The sequence below is a fragment of the Arthrobacter sp. Y3221114 genome (genome assembly GCF_059092625.1).
In genome coordinates, this window is the sequence record NZ_JBNHHW010000001.1 from 752,420 (window position 1) to 775,551 (window position 23,132).

General features: G+C 66.8%; 21 protein-coding genes. 9 read left to right on the forward strand and 12 right to left on the reverse strand.

What is annotated here, in order from left to right:
• The first annotated feature begins 213 nt into the window (after positions 1-213).
• The 6 genes from AC5RV3_RS03440 to AC5RV3_RS03465 all read left to right on the forward strand — a co-directional run bounded on the left by AC5RV3_RS03440 (position 214) and on the right by AC5RV3_RS03465 (position 8,399).
• Complete coding sequence (locus tag AC5RV3_RS03440) at positions 214-1,224, forward strand: glycosyltransferase family 2 protein (RefSeq protein WP_494120907.1); 1,011 nt, start codon at positions 214-216, stop codon at positions 1,222-1,224.
• Entirely contained in the window at positions 1,221-2,708 is a 1,488-nt protein-coding gene (locus tag AC5RV3_RS03445) for a hypothetical protein (RefSeq protein WP_494120908.1), read from the forward strand. The genes AC5RV3_RS03440 and AC5RV3_RS03445 overlap by 4 nt, the downstream gene beginning before the upstream one ends.
• A gap of 198 nt (positions 2,709-2,906) precedes the next feature.
• Positions 2,907-3,932: a 3-oxoacyl-ACP synthase III gene (locus tag AC5RV3_RS03450; RefSeq protein ID WP_494111328.1), complete on the forward strand. Its 1,026-nt coding sequence runs from the start codon at positions 2,907-2,909 to the stop codon at positions 3,930-3,932.
• The gene (locus AC5RV3_RS03455) at positions 3,926-6,565 is read left to right on the forward strand and encodes an alpha/beta fold hydrolase (protein ID WP_494120909.1); all 2,640 of its coding nucleotides are present in this window, start codon (positions 3,926-3,928) and stop codon (positions 6,563-6,565) included. Before AC5RV3_RS03450 ends, AC5RV3_RS03455 begins: the two co-directional genes overlap by 7 nt.
• A complete protein-coding gene (locus tag AC5RV3_RS03460; RefSeq protein ID WP_494120910.1) occupies positions 6,562-7,575 on the forward strand; it encodes an NAD-dependent epimerase/dehydratase family protein in 1,014 nt (337 codons plus the stop codon). Before AC5RV3_RS03455 ends, AC5RV3_RS03460 begins: the two co-directional genes overlap by 4 nt.
• 8 nt (positions 7,576-7,583) lie before the next feature.
• Entirely contained in the window at positions 7,584-8,399 is an 816-nt protein-coding gene (locus AC5RV3_RS03465) for a serine hydrolase domain-containing protein (RefSeq protein WP_494120911.1), read from the forward strand.
• A 27-nt stretch (positions 8,400-8,426) separates the two neighbouring features.
• On the opposite strand, the gene AC5RV3_RS03470 is transcribed toward AC5RV3_RS03465, so the two are convergent.
• From AC5RV3_RS03470 to AC5RV3_RS03505, 8 genes are all read right to left on the reverse strand, one after another.
• A complete protein-coding gene (locus AC5RV3_RS03470; protein WP_494120912.1) occupies positions 8,427-8,597 on the reverse strand; it encodes a hypothetical protein in 171 nt (56 codons plus the stop codon).
• A gap of 70 nt (positions 8,598-8,667) precedes the next feature.
• Positions 8,668-10,986, reverse strand: coding sequence for a hypothetical protein (locus AC5RV3_RS03475; protein ID WP_494120913.1), 2,319 nt, complete (start codon positions 10,984-10,986; stop codon positions 8,668-8,670).
• Positions 10,987-11,528: 542 nt separating this feature from the next.
• A complete protein-coding gene (gene mutM, locus AC5RV3_RS03480) occupies positions 11,529-12,524 on the reverse strand; it encodes a bifunctional DNA-formamidopyrimidine glycosylase/DNA-(apurinic or apyrimidinic site) lyase (protein ID WP_494120914.1) in 996 nt (331 codons plus the stop codon).
• On the reverse strand, positions 12,517-13,236 hold the full coding sequence (gene rnc / locus AC5RV3_RS03485) for a ribonuclease III (RefSeq protein ID WP_494120915.1): 720 nt from the start codon (positions 13,234-13,236) through the stop codon (positions 12,517-12,519). Before rnc ends, mutM begins: the two co-directional genes overlap by 8 nt.
• Positions 13,237-13,247: 11 nt before the next feature.
• Positions 13,248-13,451, reverse strand: coding sequence for a 50S ribosomal protein L32 (rpmF, locus tag AC5RV3_RS03490; RefSeq protein WP_127511582.1), 204 nt, complete (start codon positions 13,449-13,451; stop codon positions 13,248-13,250).
• 2 nt (positions 13,452-13,453) lie between these two features.
• A complete protein-coding gene (locus tag AC5RV3_RS03495; RefSeq protein ID WP_494120916.1) occupies positions 13,454-14,017 on the reverse strand; it encodes a YceD family protein in 564 nt (187 codons plus the stop codon).
• A gap of 120 nt (positions 14,018-14,137) precedes the next feature.
• Positions 14,138-15,070, reverse strand: a complete 933-nt coding sequence (gene galU / locus AC5RV3_RS03500; RefSeq protein WP_494120917.1) for a UTP--glucose-1-phosphate uridylyltransferase GalU — start codon at positions 15,068-15,070, stop codon at positions 14,138-14,140.
• Between the two features lie 173 nt (positions 15,071-15,243).
• A complete protein-coding gene (locus tag AC5RV3_RS03505; RefSeq protein WP_494120918.1) occupies positions 15,244-15,984 on the reverse strand; it encodes an alpha/beta fold hydrolase in 741 nt (246 codons plus the stop codon).
• Between the two features lie 73 nt (positions 15,985-16,057).
• On the opposite strand from AC5RV3_RS03505, the gene AC5RV3_RS03510 reads away from it, so the two are divergent.
• The gene (locus AC5RV3_RS03510; RefSeq protein ID WP_494120919.1) at positions 16,058-16,756 is read left to right on the forward strand and encodes a helix-turn-helix transcriptional regulator; all 699 of its coding nucleotides are present in this window, start codon (positions 16,058-16,060) and stop codon (positions 16,754-16,756) included.
• Between the two features lie 31 nt (positions 16,757-16,787).
• Here AC5RV3_RS03510 and coaD read toward each other — a convergent pair whose 3' ends face one another.
• Positions 16,788-17,270, reverse strand: coding sequence for a pantetheine-phosphate adenylyltransferase (coaD, locus tag AC5RV3_RS03515; protein WP_494108511.1), 483 nt, complete (start codon positions 17,268-17,270; stop codon positions 16,788-16,790).
• A 62-nt stretch (positions 17,271-17,332) separates the two neighbouring features.
• On the opposite strand from coaD, the gene AC5RV3_RS03520 reads away from it, so the two are divergent.
• A complete protein-coding gene (locus AC5RV3_RS03520) occupies positions 17,333-18,574 on the forward strand; it encodes an aminotransferase class I/II-fold pyridoxal phosphate-dependent enzyme (protein WP_494120920.1) in 1,242 nt (413 codons plus the stop codon).
• A 3-nt stretch (positions 18,575-18,577) separates the two neighbouring features.
• Positions 18,578-19,348 carry a spermidine synthase gene (locus AC5RV3_RS03525; protein ID WP_494120921.1) on the forward strand — a complete coding sequence of 257 codons (771 nt, stop codon included), beginning with the start codon at positions 18,578-18,580 and terminating at the stop codon, positions 19,346-19,348.
• Here AC5RV3_RS03525 and rsmD read toward each other — a convergent pair.
• From rsmD to AC5RV3_RS03540, 3 genes are read right to left on the reverse strand one after another with little or no spacing between them, the layout of a single operon-like run.
• Positions 19,331-19,921 (reverse strand): 16S rRNA (guanine(966)-N(2))-methyltransferase RsmD, encoded by a 591-nt coding sequence (rsmD, locus tag AC5RV3_RS03530; RefSeq protein WP_494120922.1) that lies wholly within the window; start codon positions 19,919-19,921, stop codon positions 19,331-19,333. The genes AC5RV3_RS03525 and rsmD overlap by 18 nt on opposite strands.
• 3 nt (positions 19,922-19,924) lie before the next feature.
• Positions 19,925-22,120 (reverse strand): ATP-dependent DNA helicase RecG, encoded by a 2,196-nt coding sequence (locus tag AC5RV3_RS03535; protein ID WP_494120923.1) that lies wholly within the window; start codon positions 22,118-22,120, stop codon positions 19,925-19,927.
• The gene (locus tag AC5RV3_RS03540; RefSeq protein ID WP_494111356.1) at positions 22,110-23,048 is read right to left on the reverse strand and encodes a DAK2 domain-containing protein; all 939 of its coding nucleotides are present in this window, start codon (positions 23,046-23,048) and stop codon (positions 22,110-22,112) included. Before AC5RV3_RS03540 ends, AC5RV3_RS03535 begins: the two co-directional genes overlap by 11 nt.
• Positions 23,049-23,132 lie beyond the last annotated feature (84 nt).

Sequence of the window (23,132 nt, forward strand, 5' to 3'; positions counted from 1 at the left end):
TTGGTGGACAAGCCCGTGTGGAGGCCAGCCTGTGGAGGCCGGGTCATCCTGTCCCGGACGTATATTGCCGGCGCGCGGACGAGGCGTTCGCGATGTTTTGCTGCCCGGCCCCGAAATCAATGACCCCGGACGGTGGGGGTGGCAACCTTGTGTATTGGCCACGGCGAACTACCCTGAAGGCCAGTCAACCTCCGGTTAGGAGTACTTTTGCCCGTGTCAGATCCAGCTGGTTTTCCGGGTCAGCGTATTGCCGCCATTGTCCCGTGTCATAACGAAGAACAGACCGTTGCCACCGTGGTCCGGGACCTGAGACTCGCAGTCCCGGGGATAACGGTCTACGTCTATGACAACAGCAGTTCCGACCGCACCGCCGAGCTGGCGCGCGCAGCCGGCGCCGTCGTCCGGTCCGAGACGCGCAAGGGCAAGGGCAACGTTATCCGGCGGGCGTTTGCCGATATCGATGCCGATATCTATGTCACGATCGACGGCGACGACACGTACGAGGCAGCGGACCTGCCCCGCATGATCGAAACCCTGCTGGACGGCCCGTACGATCAGGTGCTCGGTGTTCGTGCCGATACGGCCGAAACCGGTTCGTACCGCCCGGGGCATGAGATGGGCAACCGGATGTTCAACCGGGTTGTCAGCCTTCTCTTCCGATCCCGGGTTTCGGACATGTTGTCGGGGTATCGCGTGTTTTCCCGCCGCTTCGTCAAGTCATTCCCCGCCGTGTCCAAGGAATTCGAGATCGAGACCGAATTCACGGTGCACCTGACGTCCCTGCGCCTGCCGCAGACCGAGGTCGAGGTCGGATTCCGCGAACGGCCCGAGGGAAGCGAAAGCAAGCTCAATACCTACACGGATGGCTTCAAAATCCTGTCCCTCATCTTTCAGCTCGTCCGCCATGAACGGCCGACGCTCTTCCACGGCATCATCGCCGCGGCGCTGGCACTGGCCTCCCTTGGGTTGGGGGTGCCCGTGGTCGTCGAGTTCTTCGAAACCGGCCTGGTTCCCCGGTTCCCGACCGCGATTCTGGCTGCTGCTTTGATGGGGCTGGCGGTTCTGGTGGGTTGCATCGGCATCATCCTCGACGGCTTAAAGCGAGGACGGCGTGAAGCAGCCCGCTTGGCCTACCTGCGCCTGGAGCCCCCGCAGCAGCAGCAGGATGGACATGCGGTTCCGGCGGACACGGCACAGGTGCGTCCCGACGGGACGAACCAGTGAGCGGTTCATCCGCCCGCTCGGCCCAAAGCCGGACCGGCAGCCCGACCGGTGTGCGCAGAGCATGGACTGCGCCGGACTACTGGTGGCTTTCAGTTTTGGGCGTCGCCGCTTTTCTGGCCACCGCTTTTCTGTGGGTGGCAAACCGGCCGGGACGCATGACGAATGATTCTGCCCATCAGCTCAAGCAGGTCCTCGGCCAGATTCCGCTGGACGACTGGCACCCTGCCATCATGACGGTCAGCTGGACAGGTTTGTACAGGCTGACCGGCGAAGTCAGCTCAATGGTTCTGGTGCAGATCTGCTTGACGTTCGTTGCCGCGCTGCTGCTGGCGATCTACCTTCACGATCTCACCCGCAGCCGGCTCATATCCGCGCTCGCCCTCGCGATTCCGCTGCTGCCGTTCACCATCACGTTCCTGGGTGTGATGTGGAAGGACGTGCTCATGATGATCGCGTTCTTCAGCGCCACCGTCCTCATACTGCTGGCCGAGCGCTTCCCAAGATTCCGATATCCGCTGCTCGCCCTGTCACTGTTGTTCCTGCTGTACGGAGCAATGGTCCGAAAAAATGCGTTCTTTGCCATCCTTCCCCTTGTCTTCCTCCTCTACCGGGCGTGGCGCAACGCGTCACCGGAGCGGCGCAGACGGCTGACGACTGACCGGAAACGCTTTGTGGGCGGATATGCGATGGCCGCCGTGACGTTCCTGGTGTTGTTGCTGGGCGCGGGTGCAGCGTTCAACGCCGCATTTCAGCCCAAGGCCACCGGCCAGCTGTCCCAGGTCTTCCTGGACGACATCATCTTCACCGTGCCTGCCGATGAGATAAGGGATGCGGATATCCCCCAGGGGTTGGAAGACAAGCTGCTGCAAGCCCGCGAAGAATGCCAGGCTGAAGACGCGATTTGGGATGCTTATTGGAAGTGCTATGGCCGCGGGGCAACCGGCAAATCCTTCGAACCGATCGCTTATCAGTCGGAGGTCCGGGACCTCTGGCTGGGCGAAGTCGTCACCCACCCTGTCCGGTATGCCTACTACCGGGCGCAGACCTACGCACGGTTTCTGTTTGTCGGCAAGAGCGAGTACGTGGGTATCACGGCGGGCCGCCATGCGGTCCCCGCCGAGTACCACGTTGAGCCCACCAAAGCCGACAACATCCTGTTCGATTATGTAGTGGAGCTGGGTGCGAAAACGTTCCCGTGGTTCTTCCGGGCCTGGTTCTGGCTTGCCGCCGCGGTGACCATCATCTTGTTACTCCCGAAGGCACGATATATGCGGCCCTACATCGCGGCGCTCGGCTGGTCGTCTTTTCTTTACCTTGCCGGTTACATTCCGATTGTCCCGGCTTCTGATTTCCGGTATAGCTATTGGCCCGCTGTCGCCTGCACACTTGCCGGCGTGCTCTTTCTGGCGGACCGCCGTTTAAACAACAGATTCCGCAAAGTTTCCGCCGCACCTGCAGCTGAATCCGGACCGCCCGTGGGATGACGCTTTGTGGTCCCCGGGTAACGTCAATAGGGCTATCCCGCACACGGAGGAGCAGCCGGGGAGACAATGACCACAGTCCCATGCCATTCTCCGCACGTGCGGAACGCTGCTTCGGGGTGCATAGTTAAGAGTTCGGGTACCCATGCGGGATTCTCCGCGTACAGGTGACCGTCCCGGAAGACGAATAAAGGCTGGATATTGATCGGTAACGCGACGTTTCGACATGACAACACGGCACTGCTGGCCGTCTCGAGCGTGGAGGCCCCGGTAGCCGTCAGTTCCGCCGACTTCGACGACCGGCTGGCACCCAGCCTGAAGCGCCTGAAGCTCTCCCGGAAGCTGCTGGAACGTGTTGCCGGCGTGACCGAACGCCGCTGGTGGTCGCCCGGTTCATCATTCGACGACGCCGCCATCGAAGCCGGGGCCAAGGCCCTTGCCGAAGCCGGCGTGGAGCCGGGCCAGATCGGCCTGCTGATCAACACCTCCGTCACCCGAAGGAATTTGGAGCCGTCCGTCGCGGTGAAAATCCACCACGGGCTGGGCCTGCCGTCGTCGGCCATGAACTTCGACCTGGCGAACGCATGTCTGGGCTTCGTCAACGGCATCACGCTGGCCGCCAACATGATCGATTCCGGGCAGATCAAGTACGCGCTGATCGTCGCCGGCGAGGACGCGCAGCCGACCCAGGAAAACACGTTCGAGCGGCTGAACCACCCGGATTCCACCCGCGCCGACTACCTGCGCGAATTCGCCACGCTGACCTTGGGGTCGGGGGCCGCCGCGGCCGTGATCGGCCCCGCTGACGCCCACCCCGGCTCGCACCGGATCCTCGGCGGTGTCTCCCGCGCCGGCACCGAGCACCACGAGCTGTGCGTCGGCGGTCCCTCGGGCATGTTTACGGACACCAAGGGCCTGTTGGAGAACGGGCTGGAACTGGTGGTCAACGCCTGGCACGAGGCCCACCGCGACGGCTGGAACTGGACCGCCATGGACCGGTACGTCACGCACCAGGTCTCCACCTCGTATACCAACGCGATCATCAAGGCCGTCAACCTGGTCCGCGAACGCGTGCCGATCACCTTCCCGAAGTGGGGCAACGTGGGACCGGCCTCGCTGCCGATGACCCTGGCGCAGGAATCCCAGACACTGGGCAGCGGCGACCGGGTGCTCTGCATGGGCGTGGGCTCCGGGCTGAACACCACCATGATGGAGATTGCGTGGTAGACGCCCCCCTCTGGCCCGGAGTCGACCCGGCCTGGTCCCGCCGCGTCCGCGTCCGCTCCACCGCCGCCGTGGACCCGACCGGCAGCGCACACACCTGGCACCTTCTGGACAACGGGCCGCAACTGGCCGAACGCGGCATCGAGCCGGCCGGCACCCTGCTGTGCGTGCACGGCAACCCCACCTGGTCCTACCTGTGGCGCAGCCTGCTGGCCGCCGCCGGCGACGCCGCGGCGCCGTGGCGCGTGGTCGCCGTCGACCAGCTGGACATGGGTTTCTCCGAACGCACCGGCAGCTTCCGCCGGCTCGAAGACCGGATCACCGATCTGGGCGACCTGACCGCCGAACTGGGCATCACCGGCCCCGTCGTCACCGTCGGACACGACTGGGGCGGCGTGATCTCGCTGGGCTGGGCCACCCGCCACCGCGACCAGCTCGCCGGCGTCGTCCTGACCAACACCGCCGTCCACCCCGCCGGCTTCGGGCTGCCCGCCCCGCTGAAACTGGCGCTGCACCCCGCGGTGCACCAGTGGGGCACGACGACGTCGGCCGCGTTCCTGCGCGTCACGCACGCCTTGGCGCGTCCTCCGCTGACGAAGGACGTCAGGGACGCGTTCATGGCCCCGTACCGGCACGCCGCCCGCCGCACCGGAGTGGGCAACTTCGTGGCCGACATCCCCGCCGACGAGCGCACGCCCAGCTGGGACGCGCTGAACGGGGTGGCCGAAGGCATCCGCACCCTGGACGTTCCGGCGCTGATCCTGTGGGGCCCCAGGGACCCGGTGTTCTCCGACCGCTACCTGCGCGACCTGATGGACCGGCTGCCGCAGGCGGACGTGCACCGCTTCGAGGGCGCCGGACACCTCCTCCCCGAGGACCGCGACATCGCCGCCCCCGTGTTCACCTGGCTCGATGCCGCCGTGGCCGGCGGCGGGCGCGCGGCAGCCGCCGAAGAGCCCCGGGCTGCGGCTCCCTTCCGCTCCATGCTCGCCGAGCTGGACGAACGCCGAAACGACAACTCCCCCGCCGTCGTCGACATGGCCCCGCTGGGCGCTGCGGCGGGAGGAAAGCGGACGCTGTCCTGGGCCGAGCTTGCCGGCCGGGTGGACCTGCTCGCCGACGGCCTCGCCCGGATCGGCGTGAGCGCAGGCGACCGCGTCAACCTGCTGGTTCCGCCCGGCATTGAACTGACCAGCCTGATTTACGCCTGCCTGAAGCTCGGCGCCGTCATCGTGGTGGCCGACGCCGGGTTGGGCCCCGCCGGCCTGAGCCGCGCGATCAAGGGCGCCGGCCCCCGGTTCATCATCGGCGTCGAACGTGCCTTCGCCGCCGCCCGGCTCTTCAACTGGCCGGGACAGCGAATCAGCGTGGCCGGGATGGGCGGGGCCAAGCGCGCGCTCTACGGGGTCGCCCACGCCGTGCCCGAACTGCTCGAAGCCGCCGCCACTGCGGCTGCCCCGGCGGGCAGCCGCGCCGAGCATGCAGGCCCCGATCCCGACGACGACGCCGCCATCCTCTTCACTTCCGGCTCCACCGGCCCGGCCAAGGGCGTTGTCTACACGCACCGCCGGCTGGCCGCCATGCGGGACACCCTCAAGAACACCTACGGGCTGGAAGCCGGCACCTCGCTGGTGGCCGGCTTCGCGCCGTTCGCCCTGCTGGGCCCGGCGCTGGGGGCCACGTCGGTGACCCCGGACATGGACGTCACCGCGCCCAAGACCCTCACCGCCGCGGCCCTGGCCGATGCTGCCGCGGCAGTCGGCGCCACCGCGGTCTTCGCTTCGCCGGCCGCCCTCGCCAACGTGCTCGCCACCGCCGACGGCCTCACGGACGAACACCGGGTGGCACTGGCCGACGTGAAGCTGCTGCTTTCGGCGGGCGCCCCGATCCCCGAGCCGCTGTTGGCCAAGGTGCAGTCGCTGATGCCGTCCGCGGAGCTGCACACCCCCTACGGCATGACCGAGGCGCTGCCGGTCACGGACATCAGCCTGGCGGAGATCCGCGCGGCCGGTTTTGGGAACGGCGTCTGCGTCGGCACCCCGGTGGCAGGGGCGACGGTGGCCATCGCGGCGGTGGCCCCGGACGGCAGCGTGGCGGAGCTCCCAACCACCGACCCCGGCGTCACCGGGGAGATCCTCGTCAGCGCCCCGCACGTCAAGGACCGGTACGACCGGCTCTGGATCACGCAGCGGCACAGCGCGTCAGTGCCCGGCTGGCACCGCACCGGCGATGTGGGCCATCTCGACGCCCACGGCCACCTGTGGGTCGAAGGCCGGCTGGCCCACATCATCACCACGGCGAACGGGGTCGCCACCCCGGTAGCCGCCGAGCAGGCGGCGGAAACGCACGACGGCGTCCGGCTGGCCGCCGTCGTCGGCGTCGGTCCCGCGGGGGCCCAGGTGCCGGTCGCGGTGCTGGAGACCGTGCCGCCGTCGACGTCGCCGGGCACCGCGCCCTACGCCCTCGCCGACGAGGTGCGCACCGCCGTCGCCCGCGCCACCGGTTTGGACCTGGCCGCCGTCCTGGTGCTGCCCGAACTGCCCACCGACATCCGGCATAACTCCAAGATCGACCGCGCCAGGCTGGCGGCGTGGGCCGGCAAGGCGCTGGCCGGCGGACGGATCACCAAACCGTGAGCGCCGCCGAAACCCGGACCGTCCTCGTCACGGGCGCCAGCGGGATGCTCGGCGCAGCCGTGGCCCGGCTGCTGCTGGTGGAGGGCCACGGCGTCCGCACGTTCCAGCGCCGCCCCGCGGCCGGCGTCGGATCCGGTGTCGGGACCGTCCTCGGCTCGCTGACAGACGCCGGCGCCGTCGCCCGGGCGGTCGAAGGCGTCGACGCCGTCATCCATCTGGCGGCGAAAGTTTCCTTCACCGGCGAGTGGAGCGAGTTCGTCGCCACCAACATCGACGGCACGCGGACCCTGCTGGACGCGGCGAAGTCTGCCGGGGTGCGCGATGTCGTGTTCGTGTCCTCCCCTTCGGTCGCGCATTTCGGCGAGGCAATCGCCGGCGCCGGTGCGGGGACGGCCGACCCGGACCGGGCCCGCGGCAACTACGCCCGGTCCAAGGCCGCCGCCGAACTGCTCGCCTTGGCCCAGGACTCCCCCGGCTTCCGGGTGGCCGCCGTCCGCCCCCACATTGTCTGGGGCCCCGGCGACACCCAATTGGTGGAACGTGTGGTTGCGCGGGCCAGGGCGGGCCGGCTGCCGCTGCTGGACAACGGCGCCGCCCTGATCGACACCACCTACATCGACAACGCCGCGGCGGCGATTGTCCGTGCGCTCGAACGGATGGACCAGGCACACGGGCAGGCCCTGGTGGTCACCAACGGACAGCCCCGGCCGGTCGGCGAACTGATCGCGGGCATCTGCGGCGCCGCCGGAGTGGCGGCGCCCGGCTGGTCGGTCCCCGGGTGGCTGGCCCGCGGCGCCGGCGCGGTCATCGAACGGGCCTGGACTGCTGCCGACGCCCGCGGGCTGGTCCACGACGAACCGCCCATGACGCGCTTCCTCGCCGAGCAGCTGTCCACGGCGCACTGGTTCGACCAGCGCCGCACCCACGAGGTGCTGGACTGGGTGCCCGAGGTCAGCATTGAGGAAGGGCTGCGCCGTTTGGCAGCCCACTACGGCGGAACGACGAGGTAGGAGCAAGCATGGAAAGCGCGAAGCTGATCGAATCCTGGCCGGTGGACAACGCGGCCACCGCCGTCGTAGCCGCCGACGGCGCCGTTGTGGCCGCCCATGGGGACCAGCAGCGCCGCTTCCCGCTGGCGTCCGTGACCAAGCTGCTCAGCGCCTACGCGGTGCTGCTGGCCGTCGAAGAAGGCGCGCTGGAACTGGACCAGGCGGCGGGCCCCGAGGGTGCCACCGTCCGCCACCTGCTGGCCCACAGCGCCGGCTACGACTTCGGCGACCGCACCGTCAGGTTCTCCCCCGGCGACCGGCGGCTCTACTCCAACGCCGGTTTCGAGGTGCTCGGCGAGACGCTCGAGGCCGCCACGGGCATCGCCTTCGCCGACTACCTGCGTGAAGGCGTGCTGATTCCCCTCGGCATGAAGGACACCAGCCTGGACGGCTCCCCCGCAGCCGGGGCAACCTCCACGTCCGCTGACCTGTCCCGCTTCGCCGCCGAGCTCCAGCGGCCGTCGTTGCTGGCCCCCGCCACGGTGCAGGAGGCAACGCAGGTCACCTACCCGGGGCTGGCGGGTGTGCTGCCGGGGTTCGGCCGCCAGCAGAACAACGACTGGGGCCTGGGCTTCGAGATCCGCGGCCACAAGGAGCCGCACTGGACCGGCGGCAAGAGCTCACCGAAGACGTTCGGCCACTTCGGCCAGTCCGGCACCTTCCTCTGGGTGGACCCCGACGCCGGCGCCGCGTGCATCGCGCTCACCGACCGCGACTTCGGGACCTGGGCCGCCGACGCGTGGCCCGCCTACACGGACGCCGTGCTGGCGGAACTGCGGCGGTAGAGCTCGGTTACTAGCGGCCGCCTCCGGTCAGTCCCACCGGACGAGGTTGACCAGACCCCACTTGCCTGCATCGGCGTCGTACTGGAACGTCAGCCGGCTCGTGGCGTTCGGCGCCTCGGCCAGTGTCAGAGCGACCGAGGACTTTCGGAACCCTGAAGCCAGCTCCAGGCGACGCTTCCCTGTGCCGTCCTGCTTCACCCGCAGCGCCAGATCCTGCCCATCGTAAGGCAGGCCGGAGGGCAGCTAACTGCAACAGCAGTGCTACGGTCTACCGGCGTATCTTTGCTGTGGATTTCGAGGTCTTCGATACCGTGGCGTAGCCGGTCCTGGACCCCGTGACCTTGACCTTGATGGTTCTGTCGGCGTCGGAACCGGTGAGCTTGTAACTCTTGGCGGTGGCGCCCTTGACGGCATTGCCCGAGCGGTACCACTGGTACTTGAACGTGGTGCCGGTGGTCCAGGTCCCGCTGCTGGCGGTCAGGGTCTTGCCGACCTTCGCCGTGCCGCTGATCGTCGGGGTCTTGCTGGTGAGCGTTCCCTTGGCAATCTTCGCTGTGGACTTCGAGTTCCTGGACAGGGTGGTGTATCCGGTCTTGGCGCCGGTGGCCTTGACCTTGATGGTCTTGCCGGCATCGGCGCCGGTGAGCTTGTAGGTCTTGGCTGTGGCGCCCTTGATCGCCGTGCCGGAGCGGTACCACTGGTACTTGAAGGTGGTCCCAGTGGTCCAGGTCCCGGTGCTGGCGGTCAGGGTTTTACCGACCTTCGCCGTGCCGCTGATCGTCGGGGTCTTGCTGGTGAGCGTTCCCTTGGCAATCTTCGCTGTGGACTTCGAGGTCTTGGACACGGTGGTATAGCCGGCCTTGGACCCGGTGACCTTGACCTTGATGGTCTTACCGACGTCGGAGCCGGTGAGCATGAAGGTCCGGGCTGTGGCGCCTTTTATCGCCGTGCCCGAGCGGTACCACTGGTACTTGAAGGTGGTCCCAGTGGTCCAGGTCCCGGCCGCCGCGGTCAGGGTTTTACCGACCTTGGCATTGCCGCTGATCGTGGGGGTGGTCGCCTGCGGCAAGACCGGGTACGGGGTGGCCGTGAACGTGGCCGTCCACTCGGTCTTGGCATCGGCAGCTATCACATAGTCGGCCTGGGCCTCCGCGGTGACGGTCACAGTGCCGGCGCCCTTGTAGGTGCCCGCGGCCACGGTCTTGCCGCCCACCAGGTAGTCCACGCCCTTAACTGCCGGGATCGTGTAGGTGTCCTCGGCCGTGCCGTCCAGATCCGTAAACGTGACCGCAGCCGGAGTCGCCGCAAAAGGGGCGGCTTTGAAGACGTGGGTCCATTCGGTCGTCGCGCCGGGAGCGATCACGTAGTCGGCCTTGGCCTTCGCGGTGACGGTCACAGTGCTGGCGCCCTTGTAGGTGCCCGCGGCCACGGTCTTGCCGGCAACCAGGTAGTCCACGCCCTTAACTGCCGGGATCGTGTAAGTGTCCTCGGCCGTACCATCGTTGTCCACAAACGTGACCGCAGCCGGGCTGGCGACGTAGGGGGTCGGGTTGCTGCTTTCATCGTTGATGGTGATTGTGGCCAGGGTCTGGAAGAAGGTGGAGTTGTTTCCGAGGGTGTCGTCAAGCGGGTAGAGGAGCACTTCCCACTGTCCGGTAGCCGAGCCCTGGGGAATGGTCATGGACCGTTCCCAGGTGCCATCCTGGACGGTTCCGGAGACCAGCGTCATGCTGCCAAAACCCCGGCTCTGGTCGGTGCCGACGTGACTGAGGGTCACCACCGGGGTCTTCACCCCGGTCTGGTCGGTCAACCGGAGGCTGACCTTTACCGTGGCCGGGCCCTCCTGCAGGTTGAATGTCGTCGGGCTCACCGACTTGCTGACCATCACCGGTCCGGTCGTATCCGACGGCGCTCCGGCAACGGTGATTGTGGCCAGGGTCTGGAAGAAGGTGGAGTTGTTTCCGAGGGTGTCGTCAAGCGGGTAGAGGAGCACTTCCCACTGTCCGGTAGCCGAGCCCTGGGGAATGGTCATGGACCGTTCCCAGGTGCCATCCTGGACGGTTCCGGATACCAGCGTCATGCTGCCAAAACCTTGGCTCTGGTCGGTCCCGACGTGACTGAGGGTCACCACGGGGGTCTTCACCCCGGTCTGGTCGGTCAACCGGAGGCTGACCTTTACCGTGGCCGGGCCCTCCTGCAGGTTGAATGTCGTCGGGCTCACCGACTTGCTGACCATCACCGGTCCGGTCGTATCCGACGGCGCTCCGGCAAGGGTGATTGTGGCCAGGGTCTGGAAGAAGGTGGAGTTGTTTCCGAGGGTGTCGTCAAGCGGGTAGAGGAGCACCTCCCACTGTCCGGTAGCCGAGCCCTGGGGAATGGTCATGGACCGTTCCCAGGTGCCATCCTGGACGGTTCCGGAAACCAGCGTCATGGTGCCAAAGCCCCGGCTCTGGTCGGTGCCGACATGGCTGAGGGTCACCACGGGGGTCTTCACCCCGGTCTGGTCGGTCAACCGGAGGCTGACTTTGACCGTGGCCGGGCCCTCCTGCAGGTTGAATGCCGTCGGGCTCACCGACTTGCTGACCATCACCGGTCCGGCGGTGTCCGATGCTGCGTGGGCCGGACTTCCGAAGAGAAATCCGCACAACAAAAACATTACGACCGTAAGACTCGCCAAAGATCCAACACGGTACGGTACCTGCATAAAAAATCCCCCAACTCATGCGCCGACGAGGCGCAGACAACGGCTGCAAACTACACGCTAAGTGAGGACGAGCCGACATATCGGCCCATCTGCGTCCTCATGAGGCGTGTCCAGCTAAGTGTCACGAATTTGTGACCTTCGAGCTTCAGCATCACACCATTCAAGGCCTCAACTCAAAGTGTGACTGGATGTCTGCACTGTCAACAGGATTCGCAGCGGGTGACCAACCTCTAGAGGTCGATCGCAGCCTTGGACTTCACGTCTGCGACACCGTTTTGTTGCTGGTCTTAACCAGATGACCTTGACCGTCGTGCCTGCAAGGCGAGGGGTGTGTGCTCGGGCCTCTCAGGGCGTCGACTGCTCGCCGCGCCCAAACCGTACTACTGATGCGCTTGATGGCACCTGCTGCAGCATGACCTCGGGCGCTACCAGCGACCGTTCCGAGGCCTCGGCTGGCAGGCGGGGCAGGTGTAGGAGGACCGGTTCATGAAGGTGTCCCGGCGGATCTTCGCGGACAGCCCCAGGTCGCTGCAGCGGTGGCAGGGTTCGCCCTCCCGGCCGTAAGCGTTCAGCGACCGTTCAAAGTATCCGGATGCGCCATTGACGTTCACGTAGAGGGAATCGAAGCTGGTGCCGCCGGCGTCGAGCGCCCTGGTCATGACGTCCCGGCAAGCGTTCAGCAGCCGCTCGGCTTCCTTGCGGCGCAAGGTGTCGGTCGGGCGGGCGTAGTGCAGCTTGGCGGCCCACAGCGCTTCATCGGCGTAGATGTTGCCGATGCCGGAGACCAGGGCCTGGTCCAGGATGGCTCGCTTGATGCCGGTCTTGCGGGCACGCAGGCGCTGGTAGAACGCCTCGAAGGAGAACGCGGGGTCGAGGGGGTCGCGGGCGATGTGCGAGGCCTCGACCGGGATCAGCGGCAGGCCGGTCTCGGACATGCCGCCGGCGTGGCCGTCCGGAGTGGGCATCAGGTCCGCCAGGAACATGCCGCCGAAAATCCGCTGGTCCACGAACCGCAGCTCGGCCGGCATCGGCGGGCCATCGGGCCCGTCGGCCGGACTGAGCGTCAACCGGACCTTCAGGTGCTTCTCGTCGGGCTGCGCGCTGTCTTCGACCAACAGCTGCCCGCTCATGCCGAGGTGTGCCATCAGGGCGAGTTTGGGCTCGTCCTGCCCGGCGTCGTCGGCGGCCGGGCGCGGCGAAGTGTCCGGGGTGGTTTCCAGCAGCGGCATCCAGAGGAATTTTCCCCGCCGGGCGACGTCGGCCACGTGGGCTCCGACCAGGTTGCCGCGCAGGTCGTCGGCTCCGAGGGCGTGGCGACGGATGGAACGCTCGTCCAGGACGTCCACTCCGGTGATGGTCCGTCCGCGGACCCACTGGGCGAGCCCGCGGCGGACAACCTCCACCTCAGGCAGTTCAGGCATCGGAGTCGGCGGTCTCCGTCACCGACACGGGCAGCGAGGCACGCAGCGCCCGCCATGTGGTGGCCGCAGCTTCCTGCTCGGCTTCCTTCTTCGAGTGTCCGGTGCCGCGGCCGTACTCGGTGGTGCCGATCAGCAGCGTGGCCACGAAGGTCCGGGCGTGGTCCGGGCCCGATCCCTCCACCTGGTAGGTCACGTTGCCCATCTTCCGGGCGGCGGCCAGCTCCTGGATGCTGGTCTTCCAGTCCGTGCCGGCGCCCAGGGCGTCGGCGTCCGCCAGGAGCGGCCCGACGAGGCGCATCACCAGCTGGCGTGCCGCTTCGATGCCCTGGCACAGGTAGGCGGCGCCGAAGAGGGCCTCCATCGTGTCGGCCAGAATGGACGACTTGTCGGCCCCGTTGGTGAGCTTTTCTCCTTGGCCGAGCAGCACATGCTGGCCGACGTCCAGGCTGCGCGCGATGCCGGCCAGCGCGCGGGTGGAGACGACGGCGGAGCGCCGCTTGGCCAGTTCGCCCTCGGGCAGGTCCGGGTTGTCCCGGTACAGCGCGTCGGTCACGGAAAAGCCCAGGATCGAGTCGCCGAGGAATTCCAGGCGCTCGTTGGTCGGCAGCCCGCCATGCTCGTAGGCGTAGGAACGGTGGGTTAAAGCAAGACGGAGCGTCTCGGCGTCGATATCAACGCCGAGACGCTCCAAAAGCTCTTCAGTTGAAGGCATGCCGGACGTTGTTACGCGTCGGCTACCTTGCGGCCCTTGTACTCAAGGAACAGCGCAGTGCCTGCCGAGTCGGTGACAACCTTGGCCTGATGCGGCAGGCTGTAGGTGACACGGCCGTTCTCAACGGTCTTGACCAGGTTGGGCGCAGTGGCCTTCCACTGGGACCGGCGTGCGCGCGTATTCGAGCGGGACATCTTCCGCTTGGGAACAGCCACGGCTAACTCTCTTCTCTCTCGTCTGACTCTTTATTTATGGGCGCCTCGTCGGCGGCCGTACCGGCCAACCCGGCAAGGGCTGCCCAGCGAGGATCCACGACCTCATGGTGGTGACCCGGATCCTCTTCAAGGCGCATCCCGCATTCCGGGCACAAGCCTTGGCAGTCTTCCCGGCACACCGGCTGGAACGGCAGGGCGGTCACCACTGCGTCCCGCAGCGCCGGCTCGAGATCGATCAGATCGCGCTCAACCCGCCGCTGTTCGTCCTGTTCTTCTTCCTCGAGGAGTTCAGCATCCTCGTAGTAGAAGAGTTCCTGCACATTGACGTCGAGGTCGTACGCGATGGGATCCAGGCAGCGCCCGCACTCGCCCGTGACAGCCACGGAAACGGTGCCGGAAACCAGGATTCCCTCGTGCACGGCCTCAAGCTTCAGGTCCAACTCCAGATCGGAGCCTTCCTGAACGCCAATGAGTGCTGCCCCGAAATCCTTCGGCGCAGCGATACGTTCTTCAAGAGTCCGCATGCTGCCCGGGCTGCGCCCGAGGTCCTTGACCGCAAGGGTCAAGGTCGAACTTTGATCATGGTTCAAGACCACAGTACTGAGAACTCCTAAAGAACATACGACCGACGTATCATCTTAGCCCGGATCTCCCGCCGGCCCAAACCGGCGGAAGATGCGGGGGTGTCAGTTCCGTTCGGCGGACGCCAACGGCCTCTCTGCCTGGATCTGCGATGCCAGATCGACAATCCAGGAGCGCAACTCGGGTCCCAGGTCTTCGCGTTCCGTCGCCAGCGAGACCACGGCCTTGAGGTAGCTGAGCTTGTCGCCGGTGTCGTAGCGGCGACCCTTGAAGACCACTGCATAAACCCCCCCGCCGTCCTCCTCGGACCCGGCCAGCGCCTGCAGCGCGTCCGTCAACTGTATTTCTCCGCCGCGGCCGGGCGCGGTCTGCTCCAGCACGTCGAACACGGCCGGATGCAGGACGTAGCGGCCGATCACGGCCAGGTTCGACGGCGCCTCCCCGGCGGCGGGCTTCTCCACCAGGCCGTTCACCTTCACGTGCGCCGCGCCGTCGATGCTGCTGATGTCGGCGCAACCGTAGGCGCTTATCGCTTCCGGATCCACTTCCATCAGGGCGATGACCGAACCGCCGGTCGCCTGCTGGACCGCGATCATCTCGGTGAGCAGTTCGTCGCGCTCGTCAATCAGGTCATCGCCCAGCAAGACGGCGAAGGGCTCATTGCCCACATGCTGCCTGGCGCAGAGAACGGCGTGGCCGAGCCCCTTGGGGTCTCCTTGGCGCAGGTAGTGGATGTCGGCCAACTGAGAAGATTCCCGGACCGCGGCCAGCTTGGCGTCGTCGCCCTTGGCCTCCAGGGTTTGCTCGATAAACGGGACCCGGTCGAAGTGGTCCTCCAAGGAACGCTTGTTGCGCCCGGTGATCATCAGCACGTCGTCCAGGCCGGCGCGTGTCGCTTCTTCGACGACATACTGGATGGCCGGCTTGTCGACGACTGGCAGCATTTCCTTCGGCATGGCCTTCGTGGCCGGCAGGAACCTGGTCCCCAATCCGGCGGCAGGCAGAACGGCTTTTCGTACGAATTGAGCTTGAGGCATGCGTCAAACGTTAGCTGAAGCAACGGCTCCGCCGTAATCGCCCACGCAATCCCGGCAGGGCTAGATGTACTGGCCGGACACGTGGCGCAGCGTTGGGGTGTGTCTTGAATTCCCTCGGAGACGGAAAGGGGCCAGCCGGATTCGGTTGACCCCCATCAGGTTGTACGTGCAGTTCAGTTGGTTTGAGAAGCCGCTGACTGAATGGCCTCGGCGAGGTCGCGGGGACGGCTCCACATAGGCCAATGCCCCGTCGGGAGGTCAATGACGTCGAGGTGCTCGATGTTCGCCACTTCGGCAAACATGGCATGGCCTGTGCGGGCCAGCTCCAGCACCTGCGCGCTCGGGATCGAGCAGCACACCAGGGTGGTCCGGACCTTGCGGCGGGCATCGTTCGTGAGCTCGACGGGCTGACGAAGCACGGGCCCGGGCTCAGGGACGGCCCGGGCTTGAAAACGCTCGAGGACCTCTGCGCTCAGGCCTTCGAGGCTCGCCTGCTGGGCGAGGACGTCGACGGGCGGCAGCGGAAGCTCCTCCAGCTCCTCCGGGAGGTCCGGGGCGAAGGCGCTTCCCGTCGCCACAGGGCCGGAGTCGACCCACACCACTCGATGGACAAGCTCAGGGTGGCGGTCAAGGACGAGGCTGACGGGGGCGTTCGCCCCGCTGTGAGCGACGAGAGTTGCGGGCTGATCCTCGGAGACCCCGAGTTGAGTGATGACGTCCAGGACCGCTGCGGCTTGATCGTCGAGAGTCTTCGCCGCACGCTCGGGATCGTCCCCGTCGAGACCGGGCAGTGTCATCGCGATTGCACGAGAGTGGTCGTTTGTCAGGTGTGCCAGGACTTCGTCCCATGCCCAAGCGCCCAGCCAGTGGCCGGCGATGAGAATGATGGTCGAACTGCTTGTAGTGGTTGTCATGTCACTACCCTCGCAGGCACTACGGACAAGGGCATGTCACTATTTATGTCATGAATTTGTCGGGGTCTGAACTGTGAAGCGAGTCGAGCGGCTCCATGCTCTGTCCGAGATGTTGCGCCGCAGCGGCGCGCGGGGGGTTTCCGCCGAACGGTTGGCGAGAGAGTTCGAGGTATCCGTGCGCACCATTAAGAGAGACCTCGATGCGTTAGAGAACAGCGGAGCGCCTATATGGTCTCGCCCAGGTCCGGGGGGTGGCTACGGATTGGCTATAGGCACGTCCCTGCCGCCTGTCAGCCTGTCCCCAGCGCAGGCCGTGGCGCTCATGGCAGCCGTGTCCGCTGCACCCGATGCCCCCTACGCCGATCTGGCAGCAGCAGGTATCCAAAAGATCCTGGACGTCCTCGATCCCAAAACCCGAGCACGAGCCGACGAGCTGGCCCACCGCGTCTGGGTCAACGCGCTTCCCTCCTCTTCGCGCGCAATCAAGTCGGCACTGGAGGAGGCGATGGCCGAGCAGCGAGTGATCCGCATTCGCTACACATCGAGAGACGAGACCACGACCACCCGCGACGTTGAGCCGGTGCTGTTCGCCTCCACGAACGGCCAGTGGTACCTGGTTGGGTGGTGCCGACTGCGCAACGCAATGCGATGGTTCACTGTGTCGCGCATCGAGCGAGCCAACGTAACCAAGACGGCTTGCGGCGGCCATACCATCCACGAGGTCGGAGAACCCCCAGCGAACGCCAGACCGGTGCACGGTCGGGGCGAGTGAGCCACGCAATCAACCTCTCCGGTCAGTACAGCTAACGGACCTGCTCCCCCGCGCGGAAACGGGCCAGCACGGCCTTCGGCACGAACTCCGAGATATCCCCGCCCAGCGAGGCGATCTCCTTGATCAAGGTTGACGACAGGTGCGTGTAGCTGCTTTCCGCGGCGAGGAAAACCGTCTCGATGCCGGCCAGGTGCCGGTTCATGTGCGCCATGGGCAGCTCGTAGTGGTAGTCCTGCGACGAGCGCAGGCCCTTGACGATGACGCCGGCACCATGGCTGCGGCAGTATTCGGCCAGCAGGCCTTCGCCCATGGCTTCAACGCTCACGCCGCGGAGGTAGGACAGCGTCTCGCGGGCCATGGTGAGCCGCTCGTCGAGACTAAAGCGGTACTTCTTGGCGTAGTTGGTCGAGACGGCGACGATGACCTCGTCGTACATGCTGGCGGCACGGGCAATGATTTCCACGTGGCCTTTGTGGAGCGGGTCATAGGATCCTGGGCAGACGGCACGGCGCATAGAGTCGAATCTAGTCGATCCGGCGGGCGGTGCACTACGCTTCGGTGGTAATACTGGGAGTCATGAGCACAGCAATGAGGCAACTCGTCCACGGACGGCGGGCCGATGTTCCGGCACCGTGGCAGCGGACGGCGGCCGGATCGAACCTCCTCGGCGACGACGGCGGCCTCGGTGTCACGATCTTCGAGGAAATGACGACCCTCGCCGCGCGGACCGGCGCCATCAATCTGGGGCAGGGGTTTCCCGACGAGGACGGTCCGGCGGAGATCGCTGCCGCCGCCATCGACGCCATCCGGGGCGGAAAAAACCAATATGCTCCCGGCAAGGGATCACTAACCCTGCGCGGCGCTATTGCCGCCCACCAGGAAAGGTTCTACGGCCTGTCACCGGACCCGGAAACCGAAATCATCGTCACGACCGGAGCCACCGAGGCGCTGGCCGCGACGCTGCTGGCCCTGACCGGACCGGGCGACGAAGTCCTGACGTTCGAGCCCTTTTATGACGCGTACGGAGCGATCATCGGGCTGACCGGAGCCCGGCACACCACGGCTCCCCTCCTCGCCCCCGATTACCAGCCCGACCTGGACGCACTCGAAGCAGCCTTTTCGGAGCGCACCCGCATGGTGCTGGTGAACAACCCGCACAATCCGATGGGCAGCGTTTTTCCCCGCGAGGCGTTGGCGCGCATCGTCGAGTTGGCCGAGCGCTACGGCGCGCTGATCGTCACCGACGAGGTCTACGAGCACCTGACCTTCGATGTACCGCACATCCCCATCGCCACCCTGCCGGGAGCCGCCGAGCGGACACTCACCATCTCGTCGGCAGGCAAGACGTTTTCGTTCACCGGCTGGAAGGTCGGCTGGCTCTGGGGCCCGGCGGACCTCGTCGCAGCCGTGCGTACGGTCAAGCAATTCCTTACGTACAGCTCAGGCGCGCCGTTCCAGGACGCGGTGGCGGTGGGACTGGGGCTGCCGGACTCGTTCTACAGCGACATCGCCGCAGGCCTGAAGGCCAAGCGGGACCTGCTCAGCGAGGGGTTGCGACAGGCCGGCTTCGATGTCTTCACGCCGCAGGGGACGTACTTCGTCAACGTGGACACGGCACCGCTGGGCTTCACCGACTCGCTGGAGCTCGCCCGGCGGATGCCCGGGGAGATCGGTGTGGCCGCCATCCCGGTGCCGGTCTTCTGCCACCCCGACGGCGCCGAGCGGACCCGTTCGCTGCTGCGCTTCGCGTTCTGCAAGAAGACCGAGGTCCTGCAGGACGCCGCGCAACGCCTCGCTTCCCTACCGAACAGGGTCTGAGCCGTGACCGAACGTTACCTGCGAGGCAGCGGCCTCCATGCCAGCATCGACAAGGACGACCGTGTGCCGGGATCCTACGTCCTGGGCATTGGCGGCGCCGAGCAGTCGCACGTCAATCTGAGGCATCCCGACGAGGTGTTCTACGAATACCTGCGCAGGATCGCCAAAGTCGTGGATCTGGCGGGCCCGACAGGGGTCCCGCTGCGTTGCCTTCACTTGGGCGCCGGTGCGCTGACGCTGGCCCGGTATGTGCAGGCCACCCGGCCCGGTTCCCGTCAGGTCGCCGTCGAGCTGGAGCGGGAGCTGCTGGACTTCGTCCTCGAGTACCTTCCCATGCCTGACGGAACCGACCTCGCGGTCCACTTCGGCGATGCGCGGCACGAGCTGGCGTTCGGAGATATCGAGGGCACCTTCGATGTGGTCGTGCTGGATGTTTTCGCCGGCGACGACGCCCCGGAACACTTGACCACGGCGGACTTCTACGAGGAGTTGCTGGAGGTACTTGAGCCGGACGGGGTGGTGCTGGTCAATGTCGGAGACGATCCGCCGCTGACGTTCGCCAAGCGGCAGATCACAGAGCTGGCGTCGGTTGCCGGGTCGGTGGCGGCGCTGGGCGAGGCGGGCATGTTCGGTAGCCGAAGGGCCGGAAACATTGTCCTCGCCGCCCGCAGAGGTGCCTGGCCGCCGGAATGGTCGACAGCCCTGCTGGCGGCAGGCCCGCACCCGGCGGCCGTCCTCACCGGCCCCGAACTGGATTCATTCGCCGGCGGCTGACGCACCCAGGACAGGCTCGGCGAACCAGAGCTGGGTCTCGCCGTACTTCCGGACGGCGAACCGGTTAAGGCCTTCGGGCCACCCGGGTTCGGGAGACCGCGAAGAACGTTCAACGACGACGACGGCGCCGTCGGCGAGGAATCCGGACAGGGATGTGAGGATGCCGCCGAGCGCATCCTCGCCCAAGGGGTACGGCGGGTCCATCAACACCAGGTCCCAGTGTTGTCCCGCCGGCAGGTGCTCGAGGAACCGTTCCGCCTTCATGCGGTGAACTTTGACCGTCTTCCGGCCCAGCTTGCCGTTGACCAGCTCGGCATTGCGGCGGCAAACCCCCGCGGCCTTGTCGGCCGCTTCGACCAGGTCGACAGTTGCGGCACCGCGGCTGGCGGTCTCGACTCCCAGTGCCCCGGAGCCGGCGAAAAGGTCGAGCACCCGTGCGCCGGCCACCACGTCATAGGACTCCAGCCGGGAAAACAGCGCCTCTTTGACCCGGTCCGTCGTGGGCCTCGTGTTCTCCCCCGGCACGCTCGCCAGCGCCAGTCCCCCGGCCACGCCGGCGACGATCCGGCTCAACGGTTACCCGCGTTCAAGGAAGGCCTCCCGCTCGGGATTCAGGTACAACTCGATAGCGTCCGCCAGCTCCGGATACTGGGCGAGGGTGGAGTCACGCTGCAGGATGGCCGTCGCGTCGTCCCGGGCACGGGCGATAACCGCCTCGTCCTTGATCACGCGCAGCAGCTTCAGGGTCGACTTGCCGCCGGATTGGGACGCCCCGAGGATGTCACCTTCGCGACGCAGCTGGAGGTCTGCCTGCGAGAGTTCAAACCCGTCGGTGGTCGCGGCGACCGCCTGCAGCCGCTCCCGGCTGGGGTGCCCCGGCTCCAGCTGCGTGACCAACAGGCAGGTACCCGGGAGACCGCCCCGGCCCACCCGTCCGCGGAGCTGGTGGAGCTGCGAAATGCCAAAGCGGTCGGCGTCCAGGATCACCATCATGGTGGCGTTGTGCACGTCGACGCCGACCTCGATGACCGTGGTGGACACCAGGATGTCCAGCGTGCCGTCGTTGAACGCCGCCATGGCAGCAGCTTTCTGCTCCGGGTCCATCCGGCCGTGCAGCATGCCGACCCGGACTCCGTCCAGGACCGGCAGCCCGCCCAGGTGCTCCACCAGAGCGGCCACCGACGCCATGGGCCGCTGCTGCTCCTGCTGCTCAGACAGTTCGTCCGGCGGATCGGCTTCTTCGAGCTCGTCATCGCCGATCTTGGGACACACAACGTAGACCTGCCGGCCGGCGGCGACCTCCTCGCGGGCGCGTTCCCAGATCCGGCCCTCCCAAGCGGGGTGTTCCTGCAAAGCCACCATGTGGGTGGTGATCGGCGCGCGGCCCGCGGGCAGCTCGGTCAGCACTGACGTTTCCAGGTCCCCGAAGACGGTCATCGCCACCGTCCGGGGAATGGGGGTGGCGGTCATGACCAGCAGGTGCGGAGGCGTGGCCGAACGGCTCCGGAGACGGTCGCGCTGCTCCACGCCAAACCGGTGCTGTTCGTCCACTACCACGAGGCCAAGGTCCAGGAACTGCACCGTGTCGGACAACAGGGCATGGGTGCCGACGACGATGCCTGCCTCTCCGGTCGCCACGTCGAGCAAGGCCCTGCGCTTGGCCGTTCCGGTCATCGACCCGGTCAACAGCACAACCTTGGTGCCGTCGGGGTCGCCGCCCAGCATGCCGCCCTGCGCCAGGGGTCCAAGCGTCCGGGTGATCGAGGCGAAATGCTGGCTTGCCAGTACCTCGGTCGGCGCCAGCAGGACGGCCTGCCCGCCCGAGTCGACCACCTGCAGCATGGCCCGAAGGGCAACCAGGGTCTTCCCCGAACCGACCTCGCCCTGCAGCAACCGGTTCATGGGTGAATCGCCGGCCAGCTCGGACGCGATGGTTGCGCCGACCTCGCGCTGCCCCGAGGTCAGACCGAACGGCAGCCGGGCGTCAAACTTGTCGGCAATACCGCCCTTCCGTCCCGGGCGCGCAGTCGCCTGTTCCGCCGCGGCGATGGCCCGCTTGCGCCCGAGGGCCGCCTGCAAGACCAGCGCTTCCTGATAGCGGAAGCGGTCCCGGGCCGCGTTGGCGGCCTCCATCGTTGGGGGCCGGTGGATCTGTTCGTAGGCCTCGGCCAGCGAGAGCATCCCGTCCCGGACGGCGATGTCAGTCGGGATGGGGTCGCCCAGGCGGCTGAAATCCACGGCATCGAGCAAGAGGTCCACGGCTGCCTTGATCCGCCAGCTGCCCAGCTTTGCCGTTGCCGAATACATGGGCACCGGGCGCAGGGCCTCCTCGGCGTCGAATTCGAAGGCGTCTTCAAGCAACTGGTAGTCGGGGTTGGTCAAGGTCAGGTTTCCGCGGTAGGAGGTCACCTTGCCGGAGAACATGGCGATGGTTCCCGGCCGCAGCTCCCGTTCGGCCTGGTAGCCGTTGAAAAAGGTGAGGCTGATGTCCGAGGAATTGTCGGTCACGACAACCTCGGTCAGCGAACCGCGGCGGGCCCGCATCTTGCGGGAACTGGTGCTGAGCACCCGGGCCACCAGGGTTGCATCCTGGTCGATCGGCAGTTCGGCGATCATGGTCAGCTCCCCGCGCTTCATGTATCGCCGCGGGAAGTAATTGAGCAGTTCCCCGGTGACCGTCATGCCCAGGTGCTTTTCGAGTGCCGAGGCCGAGCGCTTGCCGAGCCGCCGCTCCAGCGGAACGCTCAGCTCATCAGGCAGGTCAGCCGCCATGGGACTGCTCCGGCGGGCCGGCCAGCTCCGTCATGCTGACGTTCATCGGTTCCCCCAGCTCCCGGATGACGTCAAGGGCCGCTTCGCCGTCCGGCACGTGGGCATGGACGCGCCAACGGTACCCGCCCTCGATTTCGGTCACCGCGCTCATGATGACCGAGTCGCCCAGCTCGTCCAGCTTCAGGCGCAGCGTTGCGGCGTCCAGGGGGCTGAGGTTGACGGTGCACATCACCTCGACGCCTTCATCCACGTGGTCCAGGTGCAGGTGCGGATCCTGCACGTTGTAGCCGTGCAGGCCGTCCAGCAATTCCGGCTGCAGTTCCACGCCCAGGGCGCTGGCCCGCAGTGTGTCCATGATGAGCAGGAACCCGACGGCGCCGGCATCGACGATGTGGGCCGATTCCAGTGCGCCGAGCTGGGTCTCGGTCCTGACGACCGCGGCGACGGCCTCTTCCACGACCGATTCCAGCGTTGCCGCCAGCCCGTGGTTGCTGTCGTCGCCGTTCTTTGCCGCATGTACCGCCGACGCCGCCCGCGAGACTGCGGCGATGACGGAGAGCATGGTTCCCTCAACGGGCTCGCTCAACGCCGACCAGCACCGGATTTCGGCACGTTGGAGGGCCGCGGCGAGCAGCGGCCCCGTCAACCGGGTCGTGCCCCGCAAAGGTTCGGCCAGGGCCGCCAGGAAAACGGACAACAAGGTGCCCGAGTTGCCGCGCGCTTCTTCCATCGCGGCCTGGCCGGCTCCGGCCAGGAGTTCGCCGATGTCCGCCGTCCGGTTTTCGGCGGCCGACTTCGCGGCCGCCCGGATGGTCAGGTAGAGGTTGGTCCCCGTGTCGCCGTCGGCCACCGGGAAGATGTTGATGGCGTTCAGGCGGTCGCTGTGATTGCCCAGGACGACCTCGGCCCTGGACAGCCAGCGGCGCAGCGCTTCGGCATTGGCAGCAATCTTGGTCTGCAAAATGGTCCCATCTGCATGCGCCGGCGATGCCCGCCAACGATCGTACTCGGT

Excerpts from the sequence above, each read along its gene's own strand:
- AC5RV3_RS03520 (WP_494120920.1), top strand. The coding sequence starts at position 17,333 with ATGAGCACAGCAATGAGGCAACTCGTCCACGGACGGCGGGCCGATGTT.
- AC5RV3_RS03465 (WP_494120911.1), top strand. The coding sequence starts at position 7,584 with ATGGAAAGCGCGAAGCTGATCGAATCCTGGCCGGTGGACAACGCGGCC.
- AC5RV3_RS03505 (WP_494120918.1), bottom strand. The coding sequence starts at position 15,984 with ATGACAACCACTACAAGCAGTTCGACCATCATTCTCATCGCCGGCCAC.
- AC5RV3_RS03475 (WP_494120913.1), bottom strand. The coding sequence starts at position 10,986 with ATGGTCAGCAAGTCGGTGAGCCCGACGGCATTCAACCTGCAGGAGGGC.
- galU (WP_494120917.1), bottom strand. The coding sequence starts at position 15,070 with ATGCCTCAAGCTCAATTCGTACGAAAAGCCGTTCTGCCTGCCGCCGGA.
- AC5RV3_RS03535 (WP_494120923.1), bottom strand. The coding sequence starts at position 22,120 with ATGGCGGCTGACCTGCCTGATGAGCTGAGCGTTCCGCTGGAGCGGCGG.
- coaD (WP_494108511.1), bottom strand. The coding sequence starts at position 17,270 with ATGCGCCGTGCCGTCTGCCCAGGATCCTATGACCCGCTCCACAAAGGC.
- mutM (WP_494120914.1), bottom strand. The coding sequence starts at position 12,524 with ATGCCTGAACTGCCTGAGGTGGAGGTTGTCCGCCGCGGGCTCGCCCAG.
- rnc (WP_494120915.1), bottom strand. The coding sequence starts at position 13,236 with ATGCCTTCAACTGAAGAGCTTTTGGAGCGTCTCGGCGTTGATATCGAC.